This is a genomic window from Kineococcus aurantiacus (assembly GCF_013409345.1).
GTDB classification, from domain to species: domain Bacteria; phylum Actinomycetota; class Actinomycetes; order Actinomycetales; family Kineococcaceae; genus Kineococcus; species Kineococcus aurantiacus.
Window position 1 is genome coordinate 147,659 of sequence record NZ_JACCBB010000001.1, and the last position, 16,694, is coordinate 164,352.

The 16,694-nt window shown below is 76.0% G+C and carries 14 protein-coding genes; 6 read left to right on the forward strand and 8 right to left on the reverse strand.

Translation table 11 applies throughout. From position 1 onward, the window contains the following. The first annotated feature begins 53 nt into the window (after window positions 1–53). The 4 genes from BJ968_RS26200 to BJ968_RS00760 all read left to right on the forward strand — a co-directional run bounded on the left by BJ968_RS26200 (window position 54) and on the right by BJ968_RS00760 (window position 4,051). Complete coding sequence (locus tag BJ968_RS26200) at window positions 54–1,352, forward strand: D-alanyl-D-alanine carboxypeptidase family protein (protein WP_179748350.1); 1,299 nt, start codon at window positions 54–56, stop codon at window positions 1,350–1,352. A 28-nt stretch (window positions 1,353–1,380) separates the two neighbouring features. Next, window positions 1,381–2,181 (forward strand): glycerophosphodiester phosphodiesterase family protein, encoded by an 801-nt coding sequence (locus tag BJ968_RS00750; protein WP_425491451.1) that lies wholly within the window; start codon window positions 1,381–1,383, stop codon window positions 2,179–2,181. 1 nt (window position 2,182) lies between these two features. Then, on the forward strand, window positions 2,183–3,547 hold the full coding sequence (locus BJ968_RS00755) for an MFS transporter (protein WP_179748353.1): 1,365 nt from the start codon (window positions 2,183–2,185) through the stop codon (window positions 3,545–3,547). Between the two features lie 156 nt (window positions 3,548–3,703). Further along, window positions 3,704–4,051: an RNA polymerase-binding protein RbpA gene (locus BJ968_RS00760; RefSeq protein ID WP_179748355.1), complete on the forward strand. Its 348-nt coding sequence runs from the start codon at window positions 3,704–3,706 to the stop codon at window positions 4,049–4,051. A 55-nt stretch (window positions 4,052–4,106) separates the two neighbouring features. Here BJ968_RS00760 and BJ968_RS00765 read toward each other — a convergent pair whose 3' ends face one another. The 5 genes from BJ968_RS00765 to BJ968_RS00785 all read right to left on the reverse strand — a co-directional run bounded on the left by BJ968_RS00765 (window position 4,107) and on the right by BJ968_RS00785 (window position 10,284). Continuing rightward, on the reverse strand, window positions 4,107–4,601 hold the full coding sequence (locus tag BJ968_RS00765) for an FxsA family protein (RefSeq protein WP_179748357.1): 495 nt from the start codon (window positions 4,599–4,601) through the stop codon (window positions 4,107–4,109). 29 nt (window positions 4,602–4,630) lie between these two features. Continuing rightward, window positions 4,631–6,277: an apolipoprotein N-acyltransferase gene (gene lnt / locus BJ968_RS00770; RefSeq protein WP_343077731.1), complete on the reverse strand. Its 1,647-nt coding sequence runs from the start codon at window positions 6,275–6,277 to the stop codon at window positions 4,631–4,633. A 378-nt stretch (window positions 6,278–6,655) separates the two neighbouring features. Beyond that, the gene (locus BJ968_RS00775; RefSeq protein WP_179755949.1) at window positions 6,656–8,212 is read right to left on the reverse strand and encodes an amidohydrolase; all 1,557 of its coding nucleotides are present in this window, start codon (window positions 8,210–8,212) and stop codon (window positions 6,656–6,658) included. A gap of 172 nt (window positions 8,213–8,384) precedes the next feature. After that, a complete protein-coding gene (locus BJ968_RS00780; protein ID WP_218884672.1) occupies window positions 8,385–9,236 on the reverse strand; it encodes a trypsin-like serine protease in 852 nt (283 codons plus the stop codon). A gap of 166 nt (window positions 9,237–9,402) precedes the next feature. Continuing rightward, on the reverse strand, window positions 9,403–10,284 hold the full coding sequence (locus tag BJ968_RS00785; RefSeq protein ID WP_179748361.1) for an SCO4651 family lipoprotein: 882 nt from the start codon (window positions 10,282–10,284) through the stop codon (window positions 9,403–9,405). Between the two features lie 148 nt (window positions 10,285–10,432). Between BJ968_RS00785 and BJ968_RS00790 the strand changes: the two genes are divergently transcribed. Together BJ968_RS00790 and BJ968_RS00795 are read left to right on the forward strand one after the other, a co-directional pair. Next, window positions 10,433–11,371 carry a 5'-3' exonuclease gene (locus tag BJ968_RS00790; RefSeq protein WP_218884673.1) on the forward strand — a complete coding sequence of 313 codons (939 nt, stop codon included), beginning with the start codon at window positions 10,433–10,435 and terminating at the stop codon, window positions 11,369–11,371. Further along, window positions 11,368–12,063 (forward strand): amino acid racemase, encoded by a 696-nt coding sequence (locus tag BJ968_RS00795; protein WP_179748363.1) that lies wholly within the window; start codon window positions 11,368–11,370, stop codon window positions 12,061–12,063. Before BJ968_RS00790 ends, BJ968_RS00795 begins: the two co-directional genes overlap by 4 nt. Here BJ968_RS00795 and BJ968_RS00800 read toward each other — a convergent pair. Genes BJ968_RS00800 through tatC form a run of 3 tightly spaced genes read right to left on the reverse strand, consistent with a single transcriptional unit; the run spans window position 12,050 to window position 16,602 of the window. Next, entirely contained in the window at window positions 12,050–14,857 is a 2,808-nt protein-coding gene (locus BJ968_RS00800; RefSeq protein WP_179748366.1) for a DEAD/DEAH box helicase, read from the reverse strand. The two genes, BJ968_RS00795 and BJ968_RS00800, sit on opposite strands and share 14 nt — an antisense overlap. A 34-nt stretch (window positions 14,858–14,891) precedes the next feature. Next, complete coding sequence (locus tag BJ968_RS26205) at window positions 14,892–15,800, reverse strand: diacylglycerol kinase family protein (RefSeq protein ID WP_179748368.1); 909 nt, start codon at window positions 15,798–15,800, stop codon at window positions 14,892–14,894. 4 nt (window positions 15,801–15,804) lie between these two features. Continuing rightward, window positions 15,805–16,602, reverse strand: coding sequence for a twin-arginine translocase subunit TatC (gene tatC / locus BJ968_RS00810; RefSeq protein ID WP_246314058.1), 798 nt, complete (start codon window positions 16,600–16,602; stop codon window positions 15,805–15,807). Between the last annotated feature and the right edge of the window lie 92 nt (window positions 16,603–16,694).

The following is a 16,694-nucleotide window of genomic DNA, read 5'->3' on the forward strand; positions in this document are numbered from 1 at the left end:
CACCGCACAGCCGATCCGGGCTCACGCCCCCGAGCGCACTGGACGTACACGACGTGCCTTCCTCCCCGGCCAGGTCCCCCCTCCGCTCCGCGCTGCTGCTCGTGGCCGCCGCGACGAGCACGGGCTGCCTGGCCCTCGGTGTGACGACCGGCGCCGCGGCCGCCCCGCCCGCCGGTGCGAGCGCGGCCGCCCCGGCCGTCCCCGCCGCCGTCCCCGCCGACGACGCGCCCACGCAGGCCGAGCTGGACCAGGCCCGCGAGCAGGCCGCGCGGTCGGCGGCCCAGCTGGCCCAGGCCCAGGCCGACCTGGCCGCGGCCCAGGGCCGGCTCGACGACCTCGCCGCCCGCGCCGGGGCGGCGCTGGAGACCTACCAGCAGGCCGTGGAGGCCAAGGACGCCGCGGTGCGCGAGGAGGCCGCCCAGCGCGACCGGCTCGCCCAGGCCGAGGCGACGCTGGCCGAGGGCAAGAAGGACCTGGGGCAGTGGGCCTCGGAGGCCTACCGCGGCGCCGCGTCGCTGACGGAGTACTCCGGCCTGGTGTCGGTCCTCAAGGGCGGGGCCACCGACGACACCGCCACCGCCATCGCCTCGGCCAAGCGCATCGGCGACGGCCGCAGCAACGCCGTGGAGGCCTACGAGGAGGCCCAGCGGGTGCAGGCCGACGCCACGGCCAAGGCCGCCGCGGCCGCCGAGGAGGCCCGCGAGCAGGCCGAGATCGCCACCGACGCCAAGCACCGGGCCGACGCCCTGGTGGCCCAGCAGCGCACCCAGGTGCAGGAGCTGGCCGTCCTGCAGGCCGCCGCCGCCGGTACCGCCGCCAGCGACTCCGACCGCGCCACCAACCTCGCCGCGGCCAAGGCGGCGGCCGACGCCGCCGCCGCGGCGTACGCGGCCTCGGCCGCCGCGGGGGCGCTCATCCCCGTCGGCGGGGACTGCGCCACCGGCGGCAGCCTGTCGGGGTACGGCAACGGCCTCATCCCCCGCAGCGCCCTGTGCCCGCTGGCCAGCGCCCCCGGCCACGTCCTGCGCTCGGACGCCGCCAACGCCTTCGCGGCGCTGAACGAGGCCTACGCGGCGCAGTTCGGCGAGAACATCTCGGTGACGGACTCCTACCGGACCCTGGCCGAGCAGATCGACGTCAAGGCCCGCAAGCCCACGCTGGCGGCCAAGCCCGGCACCAGCCGCCACGGCCTGGGCATCGCCGTCGACCTCGGCGACGGCATCCAGAACGCCGACTCCGCCCAGCACCAGTGGATGGACCGCAACGCGGCCCTGTACGGGTGGATCAACCCGGCGTGGGCGCAGAACCGCGGCGGGCAGTTCGAGCCGTGGCACTGGGAGTTCACCGGCTGATGGGGCACCGGGCGCCGGGGGGCCGACGGTGGTGAGCAGGCCGCCGGCGCGCCACGCGTTCTGCGCGTGGGACGGGCCGATCGCGATGGCCCACCGCGGTTTCAGCGCCACCGGGCCGCTGCGCGGGCTGGAGAACTGCCTGCCGGCCTTCGCCGCGGCCGTCGACCTGGGCTACACGTACCTGGAGACCGACGTCCGCGCCACCGCCGACGGGCAGCTCGTCGCGTTCCACGACGAGCACCTCGACCGCGTCACCGACGGCCGCGGCGACCTCTCGCAGCTGCCGTGGTCGCAGGTGCGCCGCCTGCGCGTCGGCGGCCGTGAACCCGTGCCCACCCTCGAGGAGGTCCTGGGCAGCTTCCCGCGGGCCCGGTTCAACCTCGACGTCAAGACCGAGGCGGCGCTGCCCCACCTCGCCGGGGTACTGGACCGGACCGCCGCCCACGGCCGCGTCCTGGTCACCGCCTTCGGGCAGCGGCGCCGCCGGGCCGCGCTGGCGGCCGTCGGCGGGCGGGAGGCCACCTCGGCCAGCTCCCCCGGCACCGCCCTGGCCCTGGCCGGTGCGCTGCTGCGCGCCCCGTTCCTCGTCCGGGCCGCGGTGGGTGGCGTGGACGCCGTCCAGGTCCCTGTCCGGCACGGGGGCGTGGAGGTCGTCTCGGAGCGGTTCGTGACGGCCGTGCACCGCGCCGGCGCCCAGGTGCACGTGTGGACCGTCGACGACCCGGTCCAGATCGAGGCCCTGCTCGACCTGGGGGTCGACGGGATCATCACCGACCGCGCCGACGTGCTCAAGGACGTCCTGACCCGCCGGGGGCAGTGGATCGGGTGAGATGGGTGCCGTGAGCACCACCGACGCGACGCTGCGGCGCGCCCGACGGTCCTGGTACGTCTACGACTGGGCCAACTCCGCCTTCGTGACCACCACCCAGACCGTCCTGCTGGCCCCCTACCTCACCGTCGTGGCCCGCCGCGCCGCGTGCCCGGGCGCGAGCGAGGGCTGCACGGCCACCCTCTCGGTGCTGGGGGTGCCCGTGGCGCCCGGGTCGCTGGCGCTCTACACGACCACCGCGGCCACCCTGCTGTCCGCGCTGCTGCTGCCCTTCGTGGGGGCCCTGGCCGACCGCACCCGGCACCGGCACCGCCTGCTGGGCAGTTTCGCCTGGGTCGGGGCGGGGGCCGCGACCGCCATGGTCGCCGTCGGCGGGGACCGCTGGTGGCTGGGGGTGGTGCTGGCCCTGGTCGCCGTGGTCAGCCTCACCCTGTCCCTGGTCGTCAACGACGCACTGCTGGTGGACGTCTCGGGCCCGGCCGAGCGGGACGCGGTCTCCTCCCGCGGCTGGGCCGCGGGCTACCTCGGCGGTTTCCTGCTGCTGGGGCTGAACCTGCTGCTGGTGTCCTCCCCGGCCACCTTCGGCCTGAGCGCCGAGTGGGCGGTCCGGGTCAGCCTGGCCTCGGCGGGGCTGTGGTGGGGGCTGTTCACGATCGTGCCCGTCGTGGGGCTGCGCCGGCTGCCGGCCCGCCCGGTCCCCGACCCCGCCGTCGACCGGACCCCGGCGGCCCCCGTGCGCCAGCTCGTGAGGACCCTGCGGGGGCTGCGGCACCACCCGCAGGTGCTGCGCTTCCTGCTGGCCTACCTGGTCTTCAACGACGGCATCCAGACCGTCGTGGCCGCCTCCAGCGTCTACGGCCAGGAGGAGCTGGGCTTCTCGTCGGCGCAGCTGCTGACCACCGTGCTGCTCGTGCAAGCCGTGGCCTTCCTCGGCGCGCTCGCCTTCGGCCGCCTCGCGGGCCGGTTCGGGGCCAAGCGCACGGTCCTGGGGGGTCTGGTGCTGTGGATCGTCGTCGTGCTGGCCGCCTTCGCCGTCCCGCGCGGGGCGTTCACGACGTGGCTGGCCCTGGCGGTCCTCATCGGGGTGGTGCTGGGCGGCACGCAGGCGCTGTCGCGCTCGCTGTTCAGCCGGCTGGTGCCGGCCGGGGCCGAGGCGGAGTACTTCAGCCTCTACCAGGCCGGTGAGCGCGGGACGAGCTGGCTGGGGACGCTGGTGTTCGGGCTGGTGGCGCAGCTGACCGGTTCGTACCGCCCGGCGCTGGTGGCGCTGCTCGCCTTCTTCGTCGTGGGCGCCGTGCTGCTGGTCCGGGTCGACGTGGACGCCGGAGTTCAGCAGGCACGGTCAGGTACCGATCCAGTACGCTGAGTAATCAACCAACCTCGCTGCGCACACGACCTCCACACCTCGGGGCGGTCGGACGCGGAACAGCGGGGATCGTCACGGCGTTCAACCACCAGGTCCCTTCCACTCCCCCGGAACCGCGGGGAGTCGCCGTGCGGAGGGGACGGTGGGGAGGTTCACATGAGCGAGCGCAACCTGCGAGGGTCCCGCCTCGGCGGCGCCAGCCTCGAGAGCGAGTCCGGCGTCGAGCCGGCTGAGCGGCAGCAGGTCACGTACCACTGCCCGAACGGTCACACCATCACGGTGCCCATGTCCGTGGAGGCCGACGTGCCCCCGCTGTGGGAGTGCCGTTGCGGCGCCGAGGCGCTGCGGGCCGACACCGACGCACCGGAGAAGAAGGCCGGCAAACCGGCGCGCACGCACTGGGACATGCTCCTGGAGCGTCGCACCATCGCCGAGCTGGAGGTGCTGCTGGACGAGAGGCTCGAGCTGCTGCGCAGCCGCGAGCTGATCAAGCGCAGCGCCTGACCGGCGGACCCGCAGGGGCCGGCCCACCCGCACGGGTGGGCCGGCCCTCGTGCGTTCAGCGCCCCAGCTCCCGTCGGCCCCGCGGCGCGTCGGGCACGACCTCGCCGTCGACGACCTCGCCGTCCACCACGTCACCGACCACGTCACCCACGACGACCGTGGGCCCGGCCGCGGCCCGGACCGCCGACTCGAACCGGCGGCGGACCAGCCGGACGAAGACCGCCCGCAGCAACCGCCGCGTCGGGGGCACGACGCACAGCAGCCCCAGGACGTCGCTGACGACGCCCGGCAGGACCAGCAGCAGCCCCCCGACCCCGGTGAGCACGGCGTCGCCGACGACCCCCGGTTCCTGACCGGGCACCGGCGCGCCGAACGGCACGGAGGCCGTCTGCCGGAAGGCCGCCACCGCCCGGCGCCCCGCCCGCCGCAGCACCAGGGCCCCGCCGAACGTCTCGGCCAGCAGCAGCACCAGCACCCACCCGCCACCGACGACGTGGCTCAGCTGCACCAGCAGCCAGACCTCCAGGACGACGAGCAGCAGCAGGCCCACCGGAACCCACCGGACCCACCGCGGCGCCCTCACGCCGGCACCGGGTCCCCGGCCGGCCGCGCCGACGCCGAGCGGCCCCCCGGCCGGCCGCGGCGCGGACCCCGGCGGGCCGTCACCAGCAGGAGCACGCACAGCGCGCTGAGCACCAGCTCCGGCGCGGCCCCCACGCGGGTCGCGACGGTCTGCGTCGAGCGCAGCACCACGTCACCGGTCAGGACGTCCTGGGTGAACAGCGAGGACTCGTCGTGCGCCACGCCGTCGGGGCTGATCAGGGCGCTGACGCCGACCGTGGAGATCTGCACGACCGCCCGGCCCGACTCCACCGCCCGCAACCGCGACATCGCCAGCTGCTGGACCGCCTCGTCGGACGTCCCGAACGTCGCGTTGTTGGTCTGCACCACGAGGAACTGCGCCCCGGCCCGCACCGACTGCCGGACGGTGTCGTCGAAGGCCACCTCGAAGCAGATGACGTCACCGACCCGCACGTCCCCCATCGTCAGCAGCCCCACGTGGTCGCCGTGGACGAAGTCGCGGGTGATGAGGTCGACCTTGTCGCTGAAGACCCGGAAGAAGGACCGGTAGGGCATGTACTCGGCGAAGGGGGCCGGGCGCTGCTTGACGTAGTGCCGCGTGTCGTCCTCGCGGGCCCCGGCGATGCCGTCCTGCGGCGTCACGACCAGGCCGGTGTTCGACACGTACCGGCCCGGGCCGTCCAGGACCGCACCCACCAGGACGGGCACGCCGACGTCGCGGGCGGCCTGCTCGATGACCGCCTGCGCGTCGGGGTTCTCGTAGGGGTCGATGTCGCTGGAGTTCTCCGGCCACAGGACCAGGTCGGGCCGCTCCTGCGTACCCGCCGCCACCTCCCGGGCCAGCCGCTCGGTGGCCGCGGCGTGGTTGTCCAGCACCGCCCGGCGCTCGGCGTTGAACTCCAGCCCCTCCGCGGGGGTGTTGCCCTGCACCGCGGCGACGCGCCGGGTGCCGTCCTCGGCCGCCGTCGGGCGCGGCACGAGCGCCCCCGACCACGTGACGGCGGCCGCCGCGAGCAGGAGCGCCACCGCCGGGCGCAGCCGGGGGACGGCGCGCGGGGCCCCCACCGGCGCGGGCAGCCGCAGCAGGGCCAGCACCGCCGAGGCCACCAGGGCCCCCGCCAGCGCCACGCCGAACGTCACCGCGGGCGACCCGCCCAGCGCGGCCAGGCCCAGCGTGGGGGCGTCGGCCTGGGAGAAGGCCAGCCGCCCCCACGGGAAACCCTCGAAGGGGACCCGGGCACGGGCCGCCTCCAGCGCCACCCAGCCGGTCGCCACGGCCAGCGGGGCCAGCCGCCGGCGGGCGCGCTGCAGGCGCGGCAGGCAGGCGCCCAGGACGCCGTAGAACAGCGCGCAGGCCACCGTCAGGGCCGACCACGGCAGCAGCCCCACGTACGTCCCGCTCCACGACAGGTGGGGGAACATGAAGGCGAACCCGAACAGCAGCCCCGCCCAGGCCCCGCGGCGCGCCCGCGCACCGTGCGTGGCGACGGTCAGCAGCGCGACGGCGAGCACGGCGGTGGGCCACAGGCCGGGGGCGGTCACGGCCCCGGGGAACGCCGCCCAGGCGGCCAGGCCGCCGAGGACGGCCAGGACCAGGGTGACCGGGAGGCGCACGGGCGCGGGGTCGACCGGACGGGGAGGCACCACGTGAGGGTAACCGCCGGGGCCCGGGACCGGTTCCCGGCGCCCGGGCGGTCCTGCCGGTCGAGCCCGCGCACCCCTCGCGCCGTCGCGCACCTCGTCGGCTACGAGGTGTGCGCCGTTTTCTAAGGGCGCACGGACCCGACCTCGCCCACTCCGGCGGACACCCGCGCCGAGCGTCCCCGCAGGTGGTGCGACTGCGGGACGCCGGCGCGAGGTGGCCGACCGGGCTTCCTCGACGTGGGCTGCACCTGGACGCTACTCAGCCGTTGCCCGCTGTCAACCGGCCCGCGGACCACCTCCGGGGCATCGCGGCAGGTCATGCGGGCATGACCGTCCGTGATCAGGCCTCGTCACCCGGCGTGTCGCCCCGGCGTGTCGTCAGCCCACCAGCCCCTGCGGCACGTCGTGCACCACCGCGCCCTCCACCGCCGTCCGCAGGCACACCGGCTCCACCGCCCCCGGGCCCATGTCCGGCAACCCCGGCGTGCCCGACCGCGCGTCGGTGCTCCACCCCGACAACCGCCGGTCCGGGGCCTGCACCACGAGCTCGGCCACGTCCCACACCGCGTACGTCGCCGGGGCGCCCGGCCGCAGCACCCCCGGGTGCCCCCGGCCCGCCAGCCGGTGCCCACCGCGCGTGTGCGCCAGGAACGCGGCCCGCACCGACACCGCCCGCTCCTCCTCGTGCGGGAACGCCGCCGCCCGCACCGCCGCCCACGGCGCGAACGGCGTCACCGGCGTGTCCGAGCCGAACGCCATCGGCACCCCCGCCGCCGCCCACGCCGCGAACGGGTGCGTCCGCCCGACCCGCTCCCCCAGCCGCTGCGCGTACAGGCCCCCCGGCCCGCCCCACGTGGCGTCGAAGGCCGGCTGCGTGCTCACGGCGGTCCCCAACCGCGCGAAGGCGGCCACGACCGACTCGTCGGCCACCACCGCGTGCTCGACCCGGTGCCCCGCCGAGGCCAGCGCCGCCGTCCCCAGCCGCGCCGCGACCTCCTCCAGCGCCTGGACCACCACCTCCAGGGCCGCGTCCCCGATGGCGTGGAACGCGGCCTGCACCCCCGCGACCGTGCACGCGTGGACGTGGTCGCGCACCGCGGCCACGTCCAGCGACGGCTCACCGCGCCACCCCGGCGCGTCGGCGTAGTCGGCCCGCAGCGCCGCCGTGCGCGAGCCCAGCGACCCGTCGACCACCAGGTCCCCGCCCAGCCCCGCCAGCTGCGCCGCCGACCCCGCCAGCACCGCCCGCGCCTGCTCCGGGCTGTCCACCCGCTCCGCCAGGTACCCCACGACCTGCGGCGACGGCTCCGCCGCCGCCAGGGCCTGCAGCGCCTCCAGGTCCCCCGCCGGCGCCAGCCAGCGCCCCGACATCTCGTGCACCGACCCGATGCCCGCGGCCACGGCCGCGGCCAGCGCCGCCCGCCGCGCACCCTGCAGCTGCGAGGGCCCCAGGGCCCCCCAGCGCGCGTCCAGCGCCGCGTGGTGCGCCGCCCCGCGCACCCGGCCGTCCTCGTCCCACCCCGGCAGCCGGCGCAGGCCCGCCGCCTGCGCCAGCGCCGAGCTGACCAGCGCGCTGTGGCCGTCCACCCGCGACAGCAGCACCGGCGCCCCACCGGCGGCCCGGTCCAGCTGCGCGCGCGTCGGCACCGCCTCCCCCGCGGGCCAGCCCGACTCGTCCCAGCCGTGCCCGACGAGCAGGCGACCGGGCACCGCGCGCGCCGCCACGGCCTCCAGCAGCTGCGCCGCGCTCGCGGCCGCGCTCAGGTCCAGCCCCTCCAGGCGCAGGCCGGTCTCGGTGAGGTGGGTGTGCGCGTCGACGAAGGCGGGGGTGATGAGCCGGCCGCGCAGGTCGACGACCTCGTCGCCCTCGCGCGTCCAGGCCCCGGCGGCCTCGTCCGGGCCCACCCACGCGATCGTCGAGCCCTCCACGAGCATCGCCGTGGCGAAGGGGTCGGCCGGGGAGTACACCGCCCCGCCGCGGTAGAGCCGACGGGTGCTGGCAGCGCGACGGTCCACGCCGGGCAGCGTAGGAGCCGTCCGGGGTGGACCGTCGCGCGGGTGCCCGGGCCCCGGGTGCCCGGCGCGGGTCCCGGGGCCGGGGCACCGCTCAGGCGGGCAGCCCGAACGTCGCCAGCCACTGGCGCACGACGGGGATCTCCACGCGCTGGTAGCCGCCGATGTAGCGGCAGTTGGCGGTCCGGGTGTAGCTCGTCACGGCCACGATCCGGCCGTCCAGGAACACCGGGCCGCCGGAGTCGCCGAAGCACGTGCCGCCCCCGCCGCGGGTGTCGGCCGGGTTGCCGTTCAGCTGCAGCAGCTGGGGCGTCAGCTTCTGGCCGGGGGAGGTGGTGTAGCGGCGCAGCAGCGGGTAGCCCATCGGTTCCGGCTTCTGCGGGCCGCTGTCGGGCTTGCGGACCTCCGTGCCGTACCCGACGACCTCGAACAGGGTCTTGTTGAGCACCGGCTGCGCGTACCGGTCGAGGGTGCCCGTGGTGGCCAGGGGGGCGGGCGCGATCCCGGTGACCGGCCGGTCGAGCACGACGACGCCCACGTCGTTCCAGTTGTCGAAGTCGGTGAAGCCGGAGTACGCGGGGTGGGCGTAGGCGGTGCCCGAGCGGTAGCCCGCGGCCTCCAGCTCCGCCTGCGTGTAGCCGGCGGCGGGGTCCGCGGCGACCGGCAGCGGGCTCGGGGGCGCCTCGGCGATGGAGGTCTCGAACGTCACCGCTGCGCGGCCGACGGCGTCGGCGGTGCAGTGCGCGGCGGTGAGCAGGACCGTGGGCGAGACCAGGGTCGCGGAGCAGCGGTAACGGCCGGCCGCGTCGTACAGGACGATGAGCGCGACGTTCGGGTGCCGCTGGCCGTCGGGGTCGCCCCCGGTGACGGCGGCGGCCGGCGTGGCGGTGACCAGGGCGGTCAGCAGGGCGGTCAGCAGGGCGATGAAGGTGCGGCGGGCTTTCACGGACGCCTCCTGTGGGTTGCCTCAGAGGCGTGCGGGCGTACGCCCGGCACCGTGCCGCGCGGGCGGTTTCGACGCTTCCCCCCGACCCGGCGGGTCCGCGGTGCGGCGCACCGCGGGGCACCCCGTCGTGCGGGTCGGCGCGGTGCACCGACCCGCACGACGCGCCTCAGGCGCCCGCGGGCGCGGGGGTCGCCGGCGCGTCCGGCAGCGAGCCCGTGTCCGGCAGGTCCTTGACCGAGGCCGGGTCCGGGGCGGCCACGTCGACGTCGGTGCCCCAGTCGAAGAAGTCCGTCTGGACGGTCATCGTGGAGGCCTCGACGGTGATCGTCTCGCTGAGGCGGACGGGACGGTCCTGGTCGTCGACGTACAGCTCGAACGGGATGGTCCCCAGCTGCGCGGCGGCCTGCTTCGCCTCCTCGGTCTGCTGGTCGGCGGGCAGCTGCGCCAGCGCCTGCTGGGCGTCGATCGTCCCGGCGTACCCGGTGGCCCGGACCCCGCGGATGTCCTGCGCGGGCAGCTCGCGCACGTCCTGGGCCACGCCCTGCAGCTGCTCCAGCGACTTCGACGGGTCGATCGCGGAGGTGTCCAGACCCGCCGACCCCAGCTGGTCCAGCGGCATCCGCACCCACTGCCCCTGCGCGGTCAGCGGCGCCCCGGACAGGTAGGCCACGTCGTCGACGAAGCGCAGCGTGACCTGGCTGCCGCCGGCCGCGGCGGGCAGGGCCACCGCCATCTCGAACGCCCCGGTGGTGGCGTCGAAGGAGCCGTCGGCGCTCAGGCCGCCGACCTGCGCGGCCTCCCCGGTGCCGCTGGCCGTGAGGGAGAACCGGGCGCTGCCGGCCTCCTGGGAGGTCTTCGCCGACGCCTTGACCGCTTCGAACGCGGTCAGCTCGGTGGCCGGGGAGGCGGTCGCCGCGGAGGACGGGGACGCCGCGTCGTCACCGCCGCCGCAGGCGCCGAGGCCGAGCGCGAGGACGACCGCTCCGCTGGCGGCCAGCGTGCCGAGCCGGCGCCGGCGCCGGGTGGTCGGCCGGGTCATCGTGGTCATGTGGGTTCCCCCCTGGTCGGGCTGTGCACCGGGTGTGCGTCGTGCGCGTCCCCCCAGCATGCGCCGATCCTGCGGGGGCGCGCCTCAGCCGTCCGGAGCGTTCACCCGATCCCTACGGATGACCCCCGCACCTGCGAGGATCCCCCGCATGCCGCACCGCGCACCCGGCCGGCCGGGCCCCCTGATGCTGCTGGACTCGGCCTCCCTGTACTTCCGGGCGTTCCACGGCGTCCCGGAGTCGGTCACCGCCCCGGACGGCACCCCCGTCAACGCCGTCCGCGGCTTCCTCGACGCCCTGGCCTTCCTCGTCACCACCCACCGCCCGGCGCGGCTGGTGGCGTGCTGGGACGACGACTGGCGCCCGGCCTTCCGCGTGGAGGCGCTGCCGTCCTACAAGGCCCACCGCGTCGGCCCCGACGGCGGCGAGGACGCCCCCGCCGCGCTGCTGCCGCAGGTCGACGTCGTCGTCGACGTCCTGGCCGCCCTCGGCCTGGCGCGGGTCGGGGCCCCCGGGTACGAGGCCGACGACGTCGTGGCCACCCTGGCCGTCCGCGGCCCCGGGCCGGTCGACGTGGTCACCGGCGACCGGGACCTGTTCCAGCTGGTCGACGACACCGCCGGGGTCCGGGTCCTGTACTGCGGCAAGGGCGTGCGCAAGGCCGAGGCGGTGACGCAGGGGTGGCTGCAGGAGCGCTACGGCGTGGGCACCGGTCAGCGGTACGCCGACATGGCCGTCCTGCGCGGGGACCCCTCCGACGGCCTGCCCGGGGTCGCCGGGATCGGGGAGAAGACCGCCGCGGCGCTCGTCACCCGCCACGGCGACCTGGCCGGGCTGCTGGCGGCGGCCGACGACCCCGGCAGCGACCTGCCGGCCGGCCAGCGCGCCAAGCTCCTCGCGGCGCGCGACTACCTGCGGGCCGCGCCGGTCGTCGTCCGGACCGCGCGCGACGTGCCGCTGCCCGACGTCGACGACGCCCTGCCCGCCGGGCCGGCCGACCCCGGGCGGCTGGAGGAGCTCGTGGAGCGGTGGGGCCTGCGCTCCAGCGTCGAGCGCGTCCTCACCGCCCTCGCGCAGGAGCGCGCGTGAAGACGATCGGGCTGCTGGGCGGCATGAGCTGGGAGTCGACCGCGGAGTACTACCGGCTGCTCAACGTCGCCGTCCGCGACCGCCTCGGCGGGGTCCACTCCGCGCGCGTGGTGCTCGACTCCGTCGACTTCGCCGACGTGGAGGAGCTGCAGCGGACCGACCGGTGGCAGGAGGCCGGGCAGCTGCTGGCCGCCCGCGCCCGGGCCGTCGAGGCCGCCGGCGCCGACGTGCTGCTGCTGTGCACCAACACGATGCACGAGGTGATCGGCGCCGTCGAGGAGGCGGTGCGGGTGCCGGTGCTGCACATCGCCGACGCCACCGCCGCAGCCGTCGACGTCGGCCGCGTGGGGCTGCTGGGGACCCGCTTCACGATGGAGCGCGCCTTCTACCGCGACCGCCTCGCCGGCCACGGCATCGAGGTGCTCGTGCCGGCCGAACCGGACCGCACCACCGTCCACGACGTCATCTACGACGAGCTGGTGCGCGGCGTGGTCACCGAGGGGTCCCGCCGGGCCTACCGGGACGTCATCGACCGGCTCGTCGCGCGCGGCGCGCAGGGCGTCGTGCTGGGCTGCACCGAGATCGAGCTGCTCGTCGGCCCCGGCGACAGCCCCGTCCCGGTGTTCCCCACCACGCAGCTGCACGTGCGGGCCGCCGTGGACCACGCCCTGGGCGGGCTCAGCCCTCGGTGAGGGAGGTGTGCGCCACGACCCCGCGGCGCACCGCGTCGACGGCCTCACGGGCCGCGCGGCGCAGCCCGGGCTCGGTGGAGGCGGACCCGATCTGGTCCAGCAGGTCCACGAGCTGCTTGCAGCGGCGCACGAAGTCCCCGGCGGCCAGGTCGGCCTCGCGCAGCACCTCGTCCAGGCGGTGCCCCGAGGCCCAGCGGTGCACCGACCAGGCCAGCCCCGGGTCCGGTTCGCGGGTCAGGGGGACCTTGTGGTGGTCCTCGCGGTCGGTCAGGTCGCTCCACAGCCGGTGCGTGGCCGCGATCGCGGCCTCGGCGCGGCGCGGGATGCGGTCGGGGCGCCCGCCCTCGTCGCGGCGCGACTCGTGGACGAGGGTGGAGACCGCCGCGGCCAGGTCGGCCGGGTTCAGCCCGTCCCAGGCGCCGTGGCGCAGGCACTGCGCGACGAGCAGGTCGGTCTCGGCGTTGATGCGGCGCAGGGTGCGCCCGGCGGCGGTGGTGCCCTGGCCGTCGTCGGTGAGGTAGCCCAGTTCGGCCAGCAGGTCGCAGACCCGGTCGAAGGTGCGGGCGATGGTGCCGGTGCGGCCCTCGATCTTGCGCTGCAGCCCCTGGGTGTCGCGGCGCAGCTTCTCCTCGCGCACCGCCCAGCGGGCGTGCTCCTCCCGCTCGGCGCACCCGTGGCAGGGGTGGGCGCGCAGGGCCTCGCGCAGGCGGGCCAGCTCGGCGTCCTCGGCCGCGGCCGAGGAGCGGCGGCGGAAGGGGACCTCCCCGCCGCCGACCTCGGCCAGGGCGTTGCGCAGGGAGGAGGCCAGGTCCCGCCGCTCCTGCGGGGAGCGCCAGTTGAAGTTCTTCGGGATCCGCACGCGGGTCAAAGCGTCGACGGGACCGGTGAAGTCGTCGGCGTCGATGGTCCGCACCTGGCGGTCCTGGGACAGGACCCGCGGCGAGGGCCCGGCGAACCCCTTGCCGGGCACGAGGTCCAGCACGACGCCGAAGGTGGCGCGGCGGCCCCCGGGCAGCCGCACGACGTCACCGCGGGACAGGCCCTCGATGGTCTGGCGCGCCTCGACGCGGCGGGCGGCGTTGCCGGCGCGGGTAAGGTCCTTCTCCCGCTCGGAGATGGCCTGCCGCAGCGCGAAGTACTCGCGGAAGTCGCCCAGGTGGCACGTCATCGCCTCGGCGTAGCCCTGCAGCGCCTCGGTCTGCTTCCGGATCTGCTGGGCCTGCCCGACGACGGCGCGGTCGGCCTGGAACTGGGCGAAGGACGTCTCGAGGATGTCGCGGGCCTGGTCGCGCCCGACCTGCTCGACGAGGTTGACGGCCATGTTGTAGGTGGGCCGGAAGCTGGAGCGCAGCGGCCAGGTGCGCCGGGAGGCGAGCCCGGCGACGGCCTCGGGATCGGTGCCGCCGGACCACAGGACGACGGCGTGACCCTCGACGTCGATGCCGCGGCGGCCGGCGCGGCCCGTGAGCTGGGTGTACTCCCCCGGCGTGACGTCGACGTGGGTCTGCCCGTTCCACTTCACGAGCTTCTCCAGCACCACCGAGCGGGCGGGCATGTTGACGCCCAGCGCGAGGGTCTCGGTGGCGAAGACGGCCTTGACCAGGCCCCGGGCGAACAGGTGCTCGACGGTCTCCTTGAAGACGGGCAGCATCCCGGCGTGGTGGGCGGCCAGGCCGCGCTCCAGGCCCTCCAGCCAGCTCCAGTACCCCAGGACGGTCAGGTCGGAGCTGGGGATCTCGGCGCAGCGCTCCTCGGCGACCGCGCGGATCTCCTTGCCCTCCTCCGGCGTCGTCAGCCGCAGCCCCCACGCCACGCACTGCTCGACGGCGGCGTCGCAGCCGGCGCGGCTGAAGATGAACGTGATGGCCGGCAGCAGCCCGGCCTGGTCGAGGGTGTCGAGGATCTGCGCGCGCGAGGCCGGGCGGGGCCCGGCGCCGGGGCGGCCGCCGCCGGTGCGGGGGCCGGGGCGGGCCTGCCCGCGGCGGCGCCCCTTGCCGCCGGCCATGGCGAGCCGGTCGGTGCGGATCTGCTGGCGGGACATCGCGACCAGCTCGGGGTTGACGATCGCCCCGGGCACCAGGGACCCCTCGTCACCCTCCAGCGGGTCGCCGTCGGGGTCGGTGAACAGGTCGTACAGGCGGGTGCCGACGGCCAGGTGCTGCCACAGGGGGACGGGTCGGTGCTCGGAGACGACGACCTCGGTGTCACCGCGGACGGTGTCCAGCCACGCGCCGAACTCCTCGGCGTTGCTGACGGTCGCCGACAGCGACACCACGAGCACGTCGGCGGGCAGGTGGATGATCACCTCCTCCCAGACCGCGCCGCGGGAGCGGTCGGCGAGGTAGTGGACCTCGTCCATGACGACGTAGCCCAGCCCGTCCAGCAGCGGCGAGCCGGCGTAGAGCATGTTGCGCAGGACCTCGGTCGTCATGACGACGACGGGCGCCTCGCCGTTGACGGAGTTGTCGCCGGTGAGCAGGCCGACGGCGGCCTGGCCGTGCCGCTCGACGAGCTCGGCGTACTTCTGGTTCGACAGCGCCTTGATGGGCGTCGTGTAGAAGGCCTTGCGCCGGGTCTTCAGGGCCAGGTGGGCGGCGAACTCCCCCACGACGGTCTTGCCGGCGCCGGTGGGGGCGGCGACCAGGACGCCGCGGCCGGACTCGAGGGCCTGGCACGCCTGCAGCTGGAAACCGTCGAGCTCGAAGCCCAGGGTGCCCGCGAACTGCGCGAGCTCCGTGCGGGCTTCCTCGGTGCGACGGCGTGCTGCCGCGTAGCGTTCCGCGGGGCTTGCCATGGTGGCGACAGTACATCCCGACGATGCGGTGCGCTCAGGCCAGCACCCTCAGCGCCCCCGCGACCACGTCGCACGTGACGGGCAGGTCCCCCAGCGGCTCGCCGTCGGCGTGCGGCCGGGGCCGGTGCGCCCCGCCGAGGTGCTCCAGGCGCACGGACCGGGCGCGGTGGACGTGGACGACCGGCAGGCCCAGGTGCGCGCCGCGGCGGACCGTCGGCAGCAGCCGCAGCGCCGCCACCGGCGGCAGGGCGTCGACGACGACGACGTCGAGGAGCCCGTCGGCGGGGTCGGCGTCGGGGGCCATGAGCATGCCCCCGCCGTAGCAGCGGGTGTTGGCCACGGCCACGAGGAGGCACTCGCGCTCGAAGGCGACCCCGTCGAGGGTGACGCGCACGCCCACCCCGCGCACGACGGCCAGCTCGCGCAGCGCCGCGAGGGTGTACCGGGCCGGCCCCCGCGGCCAGCGCCAGGAGTTGGCGCGCTCGTTGACCAGGGCGTCGACGCCGGAGGCCAGGATGCTGGCGTACCAGCCCGACCCGCCGGCGTGGTGGACGCGGACGGCGTCGACGGCGCGGTGGCGACCCTCGTGCAGGGCCCGCGCCACCCGCTGCGCCGACGAGGCCGGGTCCCCCAGGGGCAGGCCCAGGCCGCGGGCGACGTCGTTGCCGGTGCCGGCCGGGACGATGCCCAGGGCGGTGGTGGTGCCCGCGACGGCCTGGACGCCGGTGTGGACGACGCCGTCGCCGCCCACGACGACGAGGGCGTCGAACTGCGCGACCGCGGCCCGGGCGAGCCCGGCGGTGGGCAGGTCCGGGCTGGACAGGTCGCTGACGTCGTGGCCCAGGGCCCGCAGGGTCCGCAGGACGTGGGACCCCGCGGACCGGCCGGCCCCGCGACCCGCCGTCGGGTTCACGAGGAGGCCGACCCGCCTGCGGTCGGTCACGGGATCAGAGGGCGCTGGCTTCGTCGTCGGACAGGTGCCCGTAGTCCGGCTCGTCGGAGTTCTTCGCGCGACGCCGGTCGTTGAGCAGGCAGACGACGGTGGCGATGGTGAACAGGACCAGCAGCGGCAGCGCCAGCAGCAGCATGGTGGTGATGTCGGACGTCGGCGTCACGAGGGCGGAGAACAGGAAGCTGAGGAAGACGCTGATGCGCCACTGCTTGAGGATCGCCTTGCCCGAGAGCAGGTGCGCGAAGTTCAGGCCGACGAGGACCACGGGCATGAGGAAGCCGAGGCCGAAGGCCAGGATGATGCGCATCACGAACGACAGGTAGACGTCCGCGCCGATGAGGTTGGCGGCGTCGACCGGGGTGAAGTCGATGAGGAAGCGCATCGCGTTGGGCAGCACGGAGTAGGCGATGCCCGCACCGAGGAGGAACAGCGGGACGGCCGCGGCGATGAAGCCGATGGCGTAGCGCCGCTCCTTCTTCGTGAGCCCGGGGGTGATGAAGGCCCAGAGCTGGTAGATCCAGAACGGGCTCGAGGCGATGACACCGCACCAGATGGCGCCCTTGACCCGCAGGTCGAACGCCTGCCCCACCTGCGTGAAGTTCAGCGAGACGTTCTGGATGCCCCTGCGGTCGGCGTAGTCCAGCAACGGCTTCTGCAGGTACTGGAAGACGCCGTCGAAGGCGCCCCAGCTGTACTTCCACCCGCCCCAGAGGAACCAGCCGGCGATGCTCCCGATCAGCAGGAAGACGGCAGCCTTCGCGATCCGGTTGCGCAGCTCCCGGAGGTGGTCCATGAGGGGCATGCGCCCCTCGGGGTCCCTGGGCGCGCGTCGGCGGACGGTGGTGACGGCCATGTCAGCGGCTGGCTCTCAGGGTCGCGGGTGGC